Raw genomic sequence first — 15,915 nt, 5'->3', positions numbered from 1 at the left:
CTACCAAAAAGGCGCACAGGTTGCGCAGTCACTCGGCCGGGATCTTGCCCAACCACCTCGACGCAACACCGCTTCGACCTCGCGAGCAACCTCGCACGGTGTTTTCGCGACTTCGTCGAAGCCGTAGACCAACCGCGGCCTACCGGCGAGTTCTGCCGCGTTGTCGCGTCGACGGTCCCGGAAGGCCACCTCGGCCATCGAGTGCGCCCACCGCCCGTCCAGGCGGACTGTCAGCGGCACGCCGTGCTCGGTGTAGTCACAATCCTCGTACAACGTTCGCCCGTCAACGCGAACAGGCGATTGTCGCCGCGCCGACGGCAAACAATGAGCCTGCTCGACATCAACCGCATAGTGATATTCCAGCGTCGACTGCACACCATCGGCCAGCAGACGTATCGCAGCGGTGAGTGCACCTTTGTACCGATGAGGGGTTCGTTCGTCGATTCGACGACGGATGTCGTTCAACGGAATTCGGGCATTGGTGACGGTCGTGATCAGCGAAACATAGGCGCCACGCGCGGTGGTCTCTGCTGCGGCCAGATCCAGCGCCGTGTCGGCTTTCGACGTGCGCGGGACGACGGTTCCCACTCCGATGTGGATGTGCGCGCGGGACCTGTGAACCACCACGCCAGGGTGGACGACACCACCCACTCTGATGACCGCGCCGGAGGTTCGCCCGGGAACACTACGGATCGTCGCTGACTGACAACGAGCAGATTTCCCGTACGGCACGGTGAGGTGGATCGGCTTCGTTTCGTCGACCCGCAGCATGCCCCATTCCTGTGCTGCGGTGTCATGGCTGAGAATCGTATGGTGGCCGCCGTACAACCAGGCCGCGTGCACCATCATCTCTCGGGTCAGGGGGCCTGCGGTTACCGCATAAACGCCATGCAGCACTCGTTGCCACTCACCACGATCCAGGAAGTTCCGCACAGCACCTCGGTTGTACCCGAAATCGGAGAGCTGCCCCTGCCGTATCAAACCCGATTGCGCGTCGAGCAGCCTGAGAAATTCGCTTCCACCACGATAGGTATTCATGGCGGCAAGCGTTCAACGGCCCGCCGACAGAACTGGCCGAAAACAGGCCGTTGAAATTGATCTGTGGATAACTTCTTTAGTTGGGGATAAACCCCTGTGCGCCTTTCTGGTAGCGACAACTACCAAAAAGGCGCACGGGGGCTACGCCCCTACTTCAGCGACGCCGGCGGCGTGAACCGCTCACCGTACTTGGCTGCCAATTCCTCGGCGCGAGCGACAAATCCAGCCTTGCCGCCCTCGTAACCGGTGACGAACTGGCTGACGCCACCCGTCCAGGCCGGGTAGCCGATACCCATGATGGAGCCGATGTTGGCGTCGGCCGTCGTCATGAGGACACCTTCGTCGAAGCACTTGACGGTCTCGATGGCTTCGATGAACAGCATGCGGTCGATGAGATCCTGAAGCGGTGCTTCCGTCGATCCCGACTTGAAGGCATCACGCAGACCCGGCCACAGGCCGGTGCGCTTGCCGTCTGCGTACTCGTAGAATCCGCCGCCGCCGAGACGACCGGTGCGACCACCGTCGACGAGGGTGTTGATGACGTCGCCTGCCGGATCTGCGGGCAATTCCTTGCCTTCGGCCTTGGCGGCATCCGCGCTTTCCTTGCGGATCTTCTGCATCAGAGTGAGGTTGAGCTCATCCGAAAGCTGCAGCGGCGCAGCGGGATAACCTGCCTGCATACCGGCCTGCTCGATGGTGGCCGGTTCGATACCCTCGGCCAGCATGCCGATGGCTTCGTTGATGAAGGTGCCGATGACGCGCGAGGTGAAGAAGCCGCGCGAGTCGTTGACCACGATCGGCGTCTTTCGGATGGCCTGGACGTAGTCGAATACGCGAGCCAATGCCTCGTCGGACGTCTTCTCACCGCGGATGATCTCCACCAGCGGCATCTTGTCGACAGGCGAGAAGAAGTGGATGCCGATGAAATCTTCCTGGCGCTTCACACCGGTCGCTAGACCCGTAATGGGAAGCGTCGAGGTGTTGGAACCCAGCAGTGCGTTGGGTGCAACGATGTCCTCGATCTCCCGGAACACCTTGTGCTTGAGTTCCTGGCTCTCGAAAACTGCCTCGATGACGAAGTCGACGCCCGCAAAATCGGCCGGGTCAGCCGTCGGGGTGATCTTGGCAAGAAGTGCGTCGGACTTCTCCTGCGTGGTCTTGCCACGCGAAAGTGCCTTGGCTTCAATGCCTTCGGAGTAAGCCTTGCCCTTGTTGGCAGCCTCGATGGTGACGTCCTTGAGGACCACCTCGAAGCCCGCCTTCGCGGACACGTAGGCAATGCCTGCGCCCATCATGCCTGCACCGAGAACACCGATCTTGGTGATCGGGGTCTTCCCGATACCGGCGGGACGTGAGCCGCCGCCGTTGATGGCCTGCAGGTCGAAGAAGAACGCCTGGATCATGTTCTTCGCAACAAGGCCCGTCACGAGGGACGTGAAGTAGCGAGCCTCGATGAGCATCGCGTTGTCGATGTCGACCTGCGAGCCCTCGACCGCTGCGGCCATGATGGCACGCGGAGCGGGCATCGGAGCACCCTTGAGCTGCTTACGCAGGTTCGCCGGGAACGCCGGAAGGTTGGCGGCAAAGGCCGGGGTGGACGGAGTTCCACCGGGGATCTTGTAGCCCTTCTTGTCCCAAGGCTGAACGCCGCCTTCGGGATTGGCCTTGATCCATGCCTTCGCGGCCGGAACCAGTTCCTCGACGGAACCGACAACCTCGTCGACGATGCCAACTTCCTTGGCCTCTACCGGTCCGCGCTGCTGACCCTGCAGGAGCAGGTTCAGGAGGGCGTTCTGCAGGCCGAGCAGACGGACGGTGCGCACGATGCCGCCGCCGCCGGGGAGCAGTCCGAGAGTGACCTCGGGCAGACCGATCTTGACGCCCTTGACGTCAGCGGCAATGCGGTAGTGCGTCGCGAGGGCAATTTCGAGGCCGCCGCCGAGCGCTGCACCGTTGATCGCGGAGACCACGGGCTTGCCGAGGGTCTCGAGGCGACGCAACGCGGCCTTGATGGTTCCGACCTCGGCGAAGATGTCGGGAGCCTGCTCTGGCCCGACCTTGATCATGTTCTTGAGGTCACCGCCCGCGAAGAACGTCTTCTTGGCCGAAGTGAGGACAACTCCGGTGATGGAGTCCTTCTCCTCGTACAAGCGGTCGACAGTGGCCTGCATCGACGCCTTGTACAGGTCGTTCATGGTGTTGGCGCCCTGGTTGGGGTCGTCCATGGTGAGCAGGACGATGCCGTCGGAGTCCTGCTCCCAGTTGATCATGTTGTTCTCGGTCACGCTGATTCGTCTCCTGTAGTCCGGTCGCGTCAGACGCGCTCGATGATGGTGGCAACGCCCATACCGCCGCCGATGCACAGCGTGACGAGAGCACGCTTGCCACCGCGACGCTCGAGTTCGTCGACCATCGTGCCGAGAATCATTGCGCCAGTGGCGCCGAGCGGGTGTCCCATGGCGATTGCGCCACCGTTGACGTTGAGCTTCTCGTCCGGAATGTTGAGGTCCTTCTGGAACTTCAGGACGACGGAGGCAAAAGCCTCGTTGATCTCGAACAGGTCGATGTCGTCAACCGTCAGGCCGGCCGCAGCCAGAACCTTCTTGGTTGCCGGCGTCGGGCCGGTGAGCATGATCGTGGAATCGGCACCGCTGGTCGCCGTCGCGACGACGCGGGCACGCGGGGTCAAATTCATTGCCTGACCGGCACTCTCGGAGCCCACGAGCACCAGTGCGGCGCCGTCGACGATTCCCGAGCTGTTACCACCGTGGTGAACGTGGTTGATCTTCTCGACCCAGTGGTACTTCTGCAGCGCTACCGCGTCGAAGCCGCCGACCTCACCGACGACACTGAATGCGGGTGCAAGTCCGGCAAGGTTTGCCGCCGTGGTGCCCGGACGCATGTGCTCGTCGTTGTCGAGAACGGTGATGCCGTTGATGTCCTTGACCGGGACAACGGACTTGGCAAAGTATCCGCCGGTCCAAGCCTTCGCGGCCAGATCCTGCGAGCGGACGGCGTACGCGTCGACGTCGTCACGCGAGAAACCCTCGATGGTGGCGATGAGGTCTGCGCCGACGCCCTGCGGAACGAAGTAGTTGTCGTAGTTGGTGGCCGGGTCCAGTGCCCACGGTCCGCCGTCCGAGCCCATCGGGACCCTCGACATGGACTCGACGCCACCGGCGATCACGAGCTCGTCCCAACCGGAGCGAACCTTCTGGGCTGCCATGTTCACGGCTTCCAAACCGGACGCACAGAAGCGGTTGATCTGCACGCCACCGACGGTGTCAGGAAGCTTCGCGTCGTTGACAGCGATGCGCGCCATGTCGGCACCCTGATCGCCCACCGGCCCGACGATCCCGAGGATGAGATCGGAGATCCGGTCTTCGTCGAGATCGGGGAAGCGCACGCGCAGTTCCTGGATCAGACCCGTGACCAGCGAAATCGGCTTGACCGAGTGCAAAGACCCTGTCTTCTTGCCGCGGCCTCGCGGGGTACGGATGGCTTCATAAATGAATGCCTCTGTGGTCACTGTGAGGTGTTCCTTCCGTCTAATTCGTCGAACCGGCCTGCAGTCAGACCTCCGGTCCACCCACTGTAGAACGTGTTCCAAATTATTGGGAAGGACCAAAGCGATCGTGCTTGATGACCGAGAGGATCAGACGGGCCGCACTTACTCGAGCTTGCGTGCTCCCAGGACGTCCTTGAGCAGTTCCTTTGCCACTTCCTCCGGGTCGCGACGGGTTGTCGGATCGGCAGGTTGCGCAGCTTCGGCGAACATCTGCTTTTCTTCTTCCGGCGTTGCCGCGGCAGGTGTCGCTTCGTAGTCGACCTCGGGGGCCGGTCCAGGGTCGTCCGGGTAATCCGGAGCCTCGGGCGGCGGAATGTCGTCGGAACCGCGATCTGCGCCCTGCGGCCGCGATGTCGACGCAGGAGCCTTGGCCGCCCGCTCCTGACTTGGCCGCGAGAACCGTGGCGCTGCCGCCGGGCGCGCCGGAGCCTCGGCCGCCTTGGCTGCCGGACCCGAACCGGCCGGGACAACCGGTGCACCCTCCTGGTATTCCACTTGCCAAGTGCCACCGAACATTTCGGAAAGCACTTCACAGATGACCGCCGCATTGTGCGGCGAGGTGACACGTGCACCGAGCACCGGAGTGACATGCGCAATCACCAACACATGGCCACGCACATCGTGAACCGTCGCGGCCGACAGCATGGCCGGCAGGACCTTGTTTCGCTCACCCACCTTGTTGCGCAACGTATTCCACGACTCGCGGAGCGTTTCGACGGTCGGGCCTGCCGAAGCTGGGGCCGCGACCGGTACCTCTTCCGCAACCGGAGTGGGCTCGGGTTCCGGTTCGGCAACCGGCGCGGGCTCGACAACGGGCTCAGGCGCAGGTTCGGGTGCAGCCTCAACTACCGGAGCAGGTTCGGGCTCAACAATCGACTCAGGCGCAGGTACAGCCTCGACAACCGGCGCAGGCGCGGGTTCCGGCGCGGCCTCGACTACAGGTGCGGGCGGCACAACCTCCGGCTCTGCTTTGCGCTGCGACGGACGCTGGAACTTGGACTCCACTGGAGGCTCTGGGGACGGCGTCGGCGCAGCATGCACTGCCGGCGGAGCCGCACTTGAAGCAGCGACAACGGACCCTACCGGCGCGAAACCTGCTGCCGGGATACCTCTTTCGACCTTTTCCAACCGCTGAAGCAGAGCCGATTCGGAATCCGACGCCGATGGCAGCAGCATCCTCGCGCACATCACTTCGAGCAACAGACGAGGTGCGGTGGCGCCGCGCATCTCACCCAGGCCGGCGTGGACGGTCTCGGCAAAACGCGTCAGGGTGGCCGGTCCGACGTTCTGAATCTGTTCACGCATGGTGACCAGTTCAGCTTCGGGTGCGTCGACCAATCCTGTTTCGGCAGCATCGGGAACTGCTTGCATCAGGATGAGATCGCGGAGGCGTTCGAGGAGGTCGAGTGCAAATCTACGGGGATCGTGCCCGGCGTCCATGACACGTTCGACGGTTCCGAACAGCGCGGCACCGTTACCGGCGGACAGTGCGTCCACGGCCTCGTCGATGAGGGCCACGTCGGTAACGCCGAGAAGTGAGAGAGCCCGCGGGTAGGTGACGCCTTCGTCGCCGGCTCCGGCCAGGAGCTGATCGAGAACGCTGAGAGAGTCACGCGGCGATCCGCCACCGGCCTTGATGACCAATGGGTACACCGCCGGCTCGACAGCGACGTTCTCTTGCGCACACACGTTCTCGAGGAGCCCGCGCATCGTGGACGGCGCGAGAAGCCGGAACGGATAGTGGTGCGTACGCGACCGAATGGTCGGAAGGACCTTTTCAGGTTCCGTGGTCGCGAAGACGAAGATGAGATGCTCGGGCGGCTCTTCCACGATCTTGAGGAGTGCGTTGAAACCCGCCGCCGTGACCATGTGGGCCTCGTCGATGATGAAGATGCGGTAGTTCGACTCGGCCGGCGCGTAGAAGGCTTTGTCGCGAAGCTCACGGGTGTCGTCGACACCACCGTGACTCGCGGCGTCGAGTTCGGTGACATCGACGTTGCCGGAACCGCCAGGACCGAGCGCGATGCAGGAGTTACACACTCCACACGGCGTCGACGTCGGGCCTTCCTTGCAGTTCAGTGAGCGCGCCAGAATGCGAGCCGACGACGTCTTTCCGCAGCCACGGGGGCCGGAGAACAGATAGGCATGGTTGATACGCCCTGCGTCGAGGGCGGTGCTCAGTGGTGCGGTGACATGTTCCTGCCCCACCACCTCGGCGAAGGACGCCGGTCGATACTTCCGGTACAGGGCCACGCGCAAAGACTACCGGCGAGGTACGACAGCTCGCCCGGTGCGGGTGCAACGCCCAGACGGATACGAAACATGTTCGCAACATGGTCGCAGCGCAGTGGAAACCACACGCACCCATCGTGGATGCCGAGCATGCGGACAGGTCCGCATGTGGGAGGAGAAAACTGTGCCCGCCACCATCGACGCCGGAGCAACCGCCTGGTTGCTCATCAGCACCGCACTCGTTCTACTGATGACTCCAGGCCTTGCCTTGTTCTACGGCGGCATGGTCCGCTCGACCGGCGTACTGAACATGATCATGATGAGCTTCGTCTCCATCGCGCTTGTCACCGTGGCCTGGCTGTTCGTGGGTTACAGCCTCGTATTCGGTGACGATCACGGCGGCATCATCGGCGGACTCGAACACCTCGGGATGGCAGGTATCGACCCGTCGACCGTGCACGGGAACGTTCCGGAAGTGCTGTTCGCGACCTTCCAACTGACGTTCGCCATCCTGACCGCAGCACTGATCAGTGGCGCCATCGCAGACCGGGCAAAGTTTTCCGCCTGGATGATCTTCGTCCCGATCTGGTCCCTCCTCGTCTACGCACCGGTCGCTCACTGGGTGTGGAATCCGGACGGTTGGCTGGCTCGAATGGGAGCCCTCGACTACGCGGGCGGCTTGGTCGTCGAGATCGTCTCCGGCGCGTCGGGCCTCGCTCTGGCTCTGGTCCTCGGTCAGCGCATGGGATTCAAAGCCGAGTCGATGCGTCCGCACAACCTTCCCTTCGTCCTGCTCGGCGTCGGCCTGCTGTGGTTCGGGTGGTTCGGTTTCAACGCCGGTTCCGCTCTTGCCGCCGACGGTATGGCCGCGCAGATCTTCCTCAACACCCTCGTCGCCGGTTGCACCGGTCTGTTGGGCTGGCTGTTCGTCGAGCAGAACCGCGACGGGCATCCCACGACCTTCGGCGCCGCGTCCGGCGTCGTTGCCGGCCTTGTGGCAATCACGCCGTCCTGCGGAACCGTCAATATGTTCGGGGCCGTGGTCATCGGACTGATCGCCGGCATCGTCTGCTCCTATGCCGTTGGCTGGAAGCACAAGCTCGGCTACGACGACTCCCTCGACGTGGTCGGCGTACACCTCGTCGGCGGCATCATCGGATCCTTGTTGATCGGACTCCTCGCAACGGCCGTCATGACCGGCGGCCCTGAAGGACTCTTCTACGGTGGCGGTCTTGCGCAGCTCGGCAAGCAGTTTGTCGGTGTTGTCGTCGTCGCGCTCTATGCCTTCGGTGTCACCTACGGCCTCGGCAAGCTGATCGATCGAACCTTCGGCTTCCGCATCTCGCGCGAAGACGAGGCCCGCGGAATCGACGTCGCACTGCACGCCGAGTCCGCCTACGAGCACGGCGTCCTCGGACACGGTCCGATCGGCGGCCAGAACCCCAGCCCGTTCCTTCAGCGTCAGCGAGAGGAACGTGGGGAACGAGAACGCGACCGGGACTGAAGGCAGGGGTCAGCGGGGATCACCGCCTGCACAAGGCTCGTAGACCGAACTCGCGAAATCCGGGACGGTAGGTGCCGGCGAACCAGCGAGGGGCGCCTGCTCTTCCCATGATTCCTTGGTGATGGTCATCGGCAGGTAGGCGTCCTTCAACGCTTTCCAGGCCGCAGTTCCCGCCTCCGGAGCCACGCCGGTCAGCTCTGCCATCCACTTCCCCATCACGGCGGCGTTTTGCGGATCCTGCGAGAAATCGTAGGTGTCCCACATCGCCTTGCAGTAATTCATGACGTCATTCGGACGCTCTGCGATCGTGCTGCAGGACGCGGTGGGATACCCGTGATTGAGACCCGACAGCGCATTGCCGGGCTTACCGATGATGTCCGTGACACGCACGAACTCGGATTCGGAGAGCTGCGACGCCATGGTGGGACCGTAATAGAGGACGTCGACCTGTTTGGCCTTGAACGCCGCGATTGCGGTGGCAGGCGCTCCGACTCCGACAAAAGTTATGTCCTTGGCCGGATCCATACCCGCCTCTTGTGCCATCTGGCTGATCCACAATTCCATTCCCGCACCACGGGCAGTCACGCCGATCGTTTTGCCTTTGATGCTTGCCATCGTGGTGTCGGGATCGGCTGGGTCACCGGCAATCTCGGTTCCCGGTTGCGCGATCACATCCATCGTGTTGCCCACCAGGGAGCCAAGAGCTTTCACGCATGCGCCCTTCTCGATCGCCGGCCACAGCATCGCCGGCACCATCGAACCGACCGTGAGGTCGTTGGAGATGACCGCGGCGGCAACAGCATTGGTCAAGGCAGGTGGATTCAATTCGACGTTGACTCCACGCTTGTCGAAGAACCCCTCGTTCTCGGCGACGACGGTAAGCAGATCGGTGGGCACCCCCTGGGTGACTCCGATCCTCATGACGGAACCCTCTGCCGAAGCGGCATCACTCCCGCATGCTCCCAAAGTGAATGCGGCAACTGTCGTAGCGGCGATGAACATCGTCTTCGATGTCCGGAAACTTTGCGTGTTCAACTGATGTCCTCGAATACTCAAGTGGGTGACGGAATGTGGAGCCTGGACTAGATGACGACGCCGCCGTTGGCGCTGATCACCTGGCCGACGAGATAGTGATTTTCACCGGCTAGGTAGAGCGCCAGGGACGCATATTCCTCAGGCTTTCCGAGCCGTCCGACCGGGATCATTTGATAGAGATTCTGCTTTTCCTCGTCGGTGGCATGTTCGAGATAGGCCTCGAACGGCGGAGTGAGCACACCTCCGCACGCGATTGCGTTCACAAAGATGTTGGCGCCGGCTACATCCAGGGCGACAGTCTTGGTCAGGTTCGCTACGGCGGCCTTGCTCGCGGAGTAACCAGGACTGTGCATGCTTGCGGTGGATATACCGGCGACAGAGGAAATGTTGACGATCCGGCCGTACTGCTGAGGTTCCATGTACTTCAGTGCCTCGCGGGTGCAGTAGAACAGGCCGTGCACGTTGATATCCCACCACCGGAGCCAGTCGTCATCATCGAGGCTGCTGGTAATTCCGACTGCGCGCCGAGGAACAGGTGTCGTGACGTACTCGTAGTGTTTGTTACGTCGAATCTCGTCGGCCGGCGAGGTCGGCACAATTGCCGCATTGTTCACGAGAATGTGGACGGTACCGAATCTCTCTGCTGCAGCCGTGAACATCTCGGCCACTTCACTTTTCGACGAGACATCACAACGAACCGGAAGACTCTCGCGCCCCAAGCCCTCGATCTCGGCTGATACCTCTGCGAGTTTGTCACCCTGAACATCACACAGGACAAGGTTCGCGCCTTCCTCGGCCATCGCGAGTGCGATAGCCCGGCCTAGACCTTGGCCGGCGCCCGTGACAACCGCAACCCGGTTGAGAAGTTTCATGCACAATCCCTTTCTCGAAGAAATACGTGTGCCGACAAAACGGTGTGGACAACAGGGTTTTCGGGCACCGAGCATGTCGCGGGGCAATGCTCGGCCCAATCGATGTGACGACCATCACGGTACAGTCAGCCCCGGCGACCGCATTGACAGATTGGGTCGATATCCTTGACAACATGGGACAACACGTCGAGAGTTCGGGCCGTCGATGCTGAGGCTACGTAGTGCTGTCTTGAACGGATATGTCGAAGTGGCACAGTCGGTTGGACTGAATCCTCACCCCCTGATGCGGGTTGCCGGGATCGACCCCGCCTCGTTTGCCGCGACGCAGGGATGGATCGCAGCGAAGTCCGTGAGTGAGCTGCTCGAACTCTCCGCATCACAATCGGGCCGTGACGATTTCGGCCTCAGAATGTCCCTTGACCGCGGTGTGTCGAACCTCGGTCCGGTGGGCCTGATCGCACGCGAGGAGCCCGACGTACGGAGCGCACTCGGAATCGTATTGCGCCACATGAAATTACACAACGAAGCAATCCGTCTCGATTTGACAGAATCTCGCGGCCTGGCCACGATTCGAGTGACGCCGATGGACGGGATGATCCTGGGACAGCAATCGGTGGATCTGGTTGTCGCGTCGACCCTACGAGTCCTGTGCGATTTCCTGCCCGACGAATGGCTACCGATATCCACCTGTTTCACGCATGCCGCGCCCGCCGACGACGAGATGCACATTCGCATCTTCGGCCCGTCCATCCACTTCGATCACGAGATCGACGGAATCATCATTGCAACAAGCGATTTGGATTCATCAAATCGACTGTCCAACCCCGTACTGCGGCCGTTCGCCCAAGAGTACCTCGGACTACTCGCACCGCCGGAGAACCCGTCCCTGGCCGGACAGGTCCGAGACCTGATCGCCACACTGCTACCGACAGAGCATTGCTCGGTGACGCGTATCGCGCGCAGTCTGGGGATGGACAGGCGGACATTGCATCGGCGATTAGCGCAGTCGGGTGAGACGTACTCGTCGATCCTGGATGCGGTGCGACGCGATCAGGCCACAATGTCGATCGAGCGCGGAGATCGTTCCCTCACCGAAATCTCGGTGGAACTAGGGTTTTCCGAGTTGAGCGCGTTCTCGAGGTGGTTCCGCCAACAGTTCGGATGCAGTCCGAAGGTCTGGTCGCAACAGTAACTCCGGGCCGTTCACCGACTGCTTCGATGATGTCCGAGGTAGGCAATAGTGGACCGACTGGCGGTACAGCCGTCAGCCAACTGGAGTAATCGGTGTCGACCGAACCTTCTCGATGAACTCGCGAGTTTCCTCGGCATCGCGCGGACGGTAGAGGCGCATGCCGTAATAGAACTTCTGCCCCTCCGTCGCGCGGATGACGTTCGGCTTGTGCGCTACGCGGTCGTCACCGAACCAGATGCTGATGGTGCCGTCGTCGTTGCGAACCAGTTCGCTGTCGGACAGGCCAGGTCGGTCGACGTCGAGCCAGCCCATCCCGTCGTACTTGATCACCGAGAAGTATCCGTTGCGCTCGTAATCCAGCGGCGGAACAGCAAAGGTCCACACATCCACACCGGTGGATGTGGCCACCGCCTGGAAGTATTGGGCATCCTCGGGCGGCAGACCACCCCAGCCCAGGCGGGCGCCCAACAGGTGCTGGTAAGAATCCGTACTGACGGGGGTACCGAAGCCCTTGGAGAAGTCCGCCTCGGCGGCATGAGTTTCCAGCTCGGCGCCGACCGACTTGCGAGTGTCCTCGTCGAACTCCCGGCCTCGGTACGGATTGGACGTCGCGGCGGTTATCCGGCGTGCGTCCTGCAACTCGTGGGCGCGGGCGAGCCCGCCCCCGGTCGCGGTGCGGCCCGCCACATACACATGAGTGCCGGTGGACAGGTCGGCGTTGCGCACTGTCAAAATCTCACCGGGGTAGATGACACCGACGACGTAATGGTTCTCGTCGATGATCTCGGCCACCTGGTATTCGCTGGACGGCGCGAGCGAGAAGGTGGCTTCCTCGGTCACGTCGACGACGGCGAAGGAGTAGATCAGGTCCACGTTCGACCGGATCACGACCTGGGTTTCGACGTTCACCGGCACCCTGGAGTGAAAGTACCTGTTGACGGGGGCCTTGGTGAGCTGCTCCCGGAAGTAGTGCGCGGTTTCAGCCTCGACGAAGTTGTCTCGGGTTACGATCTCGGCCACGGGGCGTCCCTTCTCGAATCAACAGATCAACGACGACGCTAATCGCCCGTGGAACCGCTGCCTTCGCCCGCCGCGGGTGAATTCACTGGCTGCGATATCTGCCCGCCCTGTATCATCGGCCGAGCTAGGTCGAGCCCGCATCCCTGGAGAACCCTTTCGTGTCAGGGCGTGACCGACGCCTTCGCTGTGGACGGTTCAACGCACTCTGGCGATCCCTCGCCCATCCGATCGCGACGATGTGCATGATCGACCGCCACACCTCTGCCCTGTCACGTGTGTTCGCGACAGGGCCTTCTCACTGGCGGGGTCAACTAATCAATCACGGCTGCCTTACGGGCCAACCGCCGCGCGTGCTCGCTGCGCGAGAATCAGTGCGAGTTCAGCGTTGCGCGCAACTCCCCCAACATGTCACGGAACTCCTTGCTGCTTTCCAGGCCGGCCTCATCTCGAGGTCGATCCATCTCGATTTTCATATCCACCACAACCTCACCGGCGCGCATGGCAACTACCCGATCCGCGATGAGCAATGCCTCGTTCAGATCGTGTGTCACGAAAACCACGGTCTGCCGTTCCTGGCTCCACACATCAAGGAATTCGTCGCGAACCACGTCGCGGGTCTGCGCATCCAGCGCCGAGAACGGCTCATCCATGAGGATCAATGCCGGCTTCATCACCCACGTCCGGGCGAGAGCCGCACGCTGACGCATGCCCTGCGACAGTTGCCACGGGTACCGGTCCGCTGCAGCCTCGAGTCCGACTCTGCGCAGCATCTCCATCGACCGCTCACGCCGCTCGGCCTTTCCGACATGAGCAAGCTCCATACCGAGCTCCACATTCTGCCTGGCCGTACGCCACGGATACAGCGCGTCACGGGCGAACATGTATCCCATCTCCGAACGCGCCTGCGCCGGACTGGTGCCCAGCACCGAGACGGAGCCGGTGGTCGGATGAATCAATCCCCCCATCAGATTCAGCGCTGTTGTCTTTCCGCAGCCACTGTGTCCTACCAGTACCAACAGCTCACCCCGCTTACCCGTGAGCGAGAGATCTCGAACTCCGGAGAAGGTGCTCGCGCCAGCTGGCGTGTAATCCAATGTTGCAGAACGAATCTCGAACGCGGGGTCTTCGACTGCAACGGCGTTGTCGGTTCCCACAGCTTTCACTCCTGTATACGTCATCATGCGTCCTGCGGGGGTTGCCAACGAAGAATCGACTTCTCGATACGCCCGGCGGCAGCGTTGAACACTGCGGCGATCACTGCAAGAACGATCAGCGCGGCGTACACCGTCCCGAGGTCGAACGCAGCCGAGGATGCCGAGATCTGCTGCCCCAAGCCACTTGTCGAGGCGATGAGTTCTGCGCCCACTACGCCGAGGAGCGAGTAGATCAGGCCTAGCCGAAGACCGGCGAAGATGGACGGCACGGCCACCGGCAAGAGAACCTTGTAGAAGCGCTGCCACTTACTCGCTCCCATGACCACGGACAGCCGAAGCAATTCCGAGTCGGCACTCGAAACACCGGCCCTGGTATTGATGGTGATGATGAAGACAACCAGCGTGAATGCCAGGACGATTTTCGAGGTCGAACCGATACCGAAGTAGATGACGAACACCGGGGCAAGAGCAATGCGCGGCATCGCATTGATCGCGTCCAGGAACGGAGAAACCACGGCCTCGACGCTCGGCGCCAGCGCGAGCCCGATGCCCGCGGCAATACCGATCACCGCGCTCAGAATCAATGCGATAAAGGCCGCAGACACCGTCGACCACAGGTCAGGCCAGAAAGTGCCTTTCTCCTGCCAAGCTAGAAAGGCCTCCCACACGAGCTTCGGGTTCGACACCACCAGCTTGTTCTCACCGGCGTAGTTGTAGCTGATCTGCCAGGCAGCCAGTATCGCGATCAGCAGCGCTATCTGCACCGCGAGTAATGATCCGCCGGAAAGTTTGGCCTTGGCGCCGGTAGCGCCGACAACAACTTTCTTACCCTTCGGCTTCTTTTCCTCTGGTGGGACAGGTTGAAGTACCGGGTCGACGCGCGTCGTCGCGACGGCAGCGGGAAGGGTCATCGCGGATCACCACCCGTGCACGGCTCGTACACCGAGCTGGCGAAATCCGGGGCAACGGGAGCCGGCGAACCAGCCAACTCGGCTTGCGCTTCCCACGATTCCTGCGTGATGGTCATCGGCAGATACGTCGATTTCAGTGCGTCCCAGGCTGCCGGTCCCCCGGCAGGCGAGACACCGATCAGCTCGGACATCCATTTGCCCATCGCCGCAGCGTTTTTGGGATCCTGCGCAAAATCGTAGGTGTCCCACATCGCCTTGCAGTAGTTCAACAAGTCGTTCGGGCGTTGCTCGATCGTGTTGCAGGACGCCGAGGGATACCCCTGAACAAGCGAGGAAAGCGCATTCCCAGGCTTGCCGATAATGTCCGTCACGCGCACTACTTCGGATTCGGGCAACTGCTCGGCCATAGTGGGGCCGTAGTAGAGAACGTCAACCTGCTTGGCCTTGAACGCCTGGATTGCTGTGGCCGGCGCTCCGACTCCCACGAACGTGACGTCCTTGGCCGGGTCCAGACCGGCATCGTTGAGCAGCTGCGTAATCCACAGTTCCATGCCGGATCCACGGGAAGTGACACCGATGGTCTTTCCTTTGATGCTCGCCATAGTGGTGTTGGGATCGGTGGGGTCACCGGCGATCTCGGTGCCCGGCTGCGCAATCACATCCATCGTGTTTCCCAGCGTGGAGCCCAAAGCCTTTGCACAAGCGCCCTTGTCGATTGCCGGCCACAAGGTCCCGGGCACCATGGTCCCGACAGTGATGTCGTTCGAAATGACGGCGGCGGAGAGGGCGGTGGTCAAGGAGGGAGGCATCAGTTCGACGTTGACCCCACGCTTGTCGAAGAAGCCCTCGTTTTCAGCAACGACGGTGAGCAGATCGCCTGGCACTCCCTGAGTGATTCCGATCTTCATGACAGAGCCGTCGGCAGAGGCAGAATCACTGCCGCAGGCACCCAAACTGAATGCGGTCGCTGTAGTGGCGGCGATGACCGCCGCCTTCCGTGCCCAAGAACGTTGTGAACTCATCTGACTTTTCTCATACCCTTTAGTGTCTTGTGAAGGTAGTCGCTACGAACCGGGATGCGAGCCAACACAATTGGTGTGCGCAAAATGCGCCGGCGGCTGTACTGAGCGTGTCCGGGGCACGGCAGTACTGGCGCGCCCCGGACAAAACATGCAGGTTGACGAAAAATCAGGCGTGGTGGGTGAAACCCAACTGACCCGGCCGACGATTCGGCGCATAACCCAACTTCGCCAACGTCTCATCGGTATCGGCATACCTCTGACCGATCCGATAAATATCGCGAGCTTCCTTACCCGTAGCCACCTCACGGCCCAACTCACCCGCAATACGCACCAACTGCTCGATCTGCTGCACCGACGTCATCTTCTC

At 61.9% G+C, this 15,915-nt stretch carries 13 protein-coding genes; 2 read left to right on the top strand and 11 right to left on the bottom strand.

Annotated elements, in window-relative coordinates; all coding sequences use genetic code 11:
• From FEZ60_RS29050 to FEZ60_RS29035, 4 genes are all read right to left on the bottom strand, one after another.
• Positions 1–1,038 carry a type IV toxin-antitoxin system AbiEi family antitoxin domain-containing protein gene (locus FEZ60_RS29050; protein ID WP_172937695.1) on the bottom strand — a complete coding sequence of 346 codons (1,038 nt, stop codon included), beginning with the start codon at positions 1,036–1,038 and terminating at the stop codon, positions 1–3.
• Between the two features lie 149 nt (positions 1,039–1,187).
• Entirely contained in the window at positions 1,188–3,308 is a 2,121-nt protein-coding gene (locus tag FEZ60_RS29045; protein WP_172937726.1) for a 3-hydroxyacyl-CoA dehydrogenase NAD-binding domain-containing protein, read from the bottom strand.
• Positions 3,309–3,352: 44 nt separating this feature from the next.
• Positions 3,353–4,567, bottom strand: a complete 1,215-nt coding sequence (locus tag FEZ60_RS29040) for an acetyl-CoA C-acetyltransferase (RefSeq protein WP_033235863.1) — start codon at positions 4,565–4,567, stop codon at positions 3,353–3,355.
• 141 nt (positions 4,568–4,708) lie between these two features.
• On the bottom strand, positions 4,709–6,859 hold the full coding sequence (locus tag FEZ60_RS29035) for a DNA polymerase III subunit gamma and tau (protein ID WP_172937694.1): 2,151 nt from the start codon (positions 6,857–6,859) through the stop codon (positions 4,709–4,711).
• Positions 6,860–7,022: 163 nt separating this feature from the next.
• Between FEZ60_RS29035 and FEZ60_RS29030 the strand changes: the two genes are divergently transcribed.
• Complete coding sequence (locus FEZ60_RS29030) at positions 7,023–8,342, top strand: ammonium transporter (RefSeq protein ID WP_172937693.1); 1,320 nt, start codon at positions 7,023–7,025, stop codon at positions 8,340–8,342.
• A 9-nt stretch (positions 8,343–8,351) separates the two neighbouring features.
• Here the strand turns inward: FEZ60_RS29030 and FEZ60_RS29025 are convergent, their stop codons facing one another.
• Together FEZ60_RS29025 and FEZ60_RS29020 are read right to left on the bottom strand one after the other, a co-directional pair.
• Positions 8,352–9,377 (bottom strand): ABC transporter substrate-binding protein, encoded by a 1,026-nt coding sequence (locus FEZ60_RS29025; RefSeq protein WP_172937692.1) that lies wholly within the window; start codon positions 9,375–9,377, stop codon positions 8,352–8,354.
• A gap of 47 nt (positions 9,378–9,424) precedes the next feature.
• On the bottom strand, positions 9,425–10,249 hold the full coding sequence (locus tag FEZ60_RS29020) for an SDR family NAD(P)-dependent oxidoreductase (RefSeq protein ID WP_172937691.1): 825 nt from the start codon (positions 10,247–10,249) through the stop codon (positions 9,425–9,427).
• A gap of 247 nt (positions 10,250–10,496) precedes the next feature.
• Here FEZ60_RS29020 and FEZ60_RS29015 point away from each other — a divergent pair, with 247 nt between their 5' ends.
• The gene (locus FEZ60_RS29015; protein WP_172937690.1) at positions 10,497–11,441 is read left to right on the top strand and encodes an AraC family transcriptional regulator; all 945 of its coding nucleotides are present in this window, start codon (positions 10,497–10,499) and stop codon (positions 11,439–11,441) included.
• 72 nt (positions 11,442–11,513) lie between these two features.
• Here the strand turns inward: FEZ60_RS29015 and FEZ60_RS29010 are convergent, their stop codons facing one another.
• The 5 genes from FEZ60_RS29010 to FEZ60_RS28990 all read right to left on the bottom strand — a co-directional run.
• Positions 11,514–12,461, bottom strand: a complete 948-nt coding sequence (locus FEZ60_RS29010) for a DUF1214 domain-containing protein (protein ID WP_172937689.1) — start codon at positions 12,459–12,461, stop codon at positions 11,514–11,516.
• Between the two features lie 368 nt (positions 12,462–12,829).
• Positions 12,830–13,639 (bottom strand): ABC transporter ATP-binding protein, encoded by an 810-nt coding sequence (locus FEZ60_RS29005; protein WP_045066868.1) that lies wholly within the window; start codon positions 13,637–13,639, stop codon positions 12,830–12,832.
• The gene (locus FEZ60_RS29000; protein WP_141485457.1) at positions 13,639–14,526 is read right to left on the bottom strand and encodes an ABC transporter permease; all 888 of its coding nucleotides are present in this window, start codon (positions 14,524–14,526) and stop codon (positions 13,639–13,641) included. Before FEZ60_RS29000 ends, FEZ60_RS29005 begins: the two co-directional genes overlap by 1 nt.
• Positions 14,523–15,548 (bottom strand): ABC transporter substrate-binding protein, encoded by a 1,026-nt coding sequence (locus tag FEZ60_RS28995; RefSeq protein ID WP_033235858.1) that lies wholly within the window; start codon positions 15,546–15,548, stop codon positions 14,523–14,525. Before FEZ60_RS28995 ends, FEZ60_RS29000 begins: the two co-directional genes overlap by 4 nt.
• A gap of 166 nt (positions 15,549–15,714) precedes the next feature.
• The coding region (locus tag FEZ60_RS28990; protein ID WP_172937688.1) for a 3-keto-5-aminohexanoate cleavage protein at positions 15,715–15,915 on the bottom strand (201 nt) is incomplete at its 5' end.

Source organism: Rhodococcus sp. MS16, from assembly GCF_013277795.1.
GTDB lineage: Bacteria > Actinomycetota > Actinomycetes > Mycobacteriales > Mycobacteriaceae > Rhodococcus_F > Rhodococcus_F globerula.
This window is presented reverse-complemented; position numbering and strand designations above follow the sequence as displayed.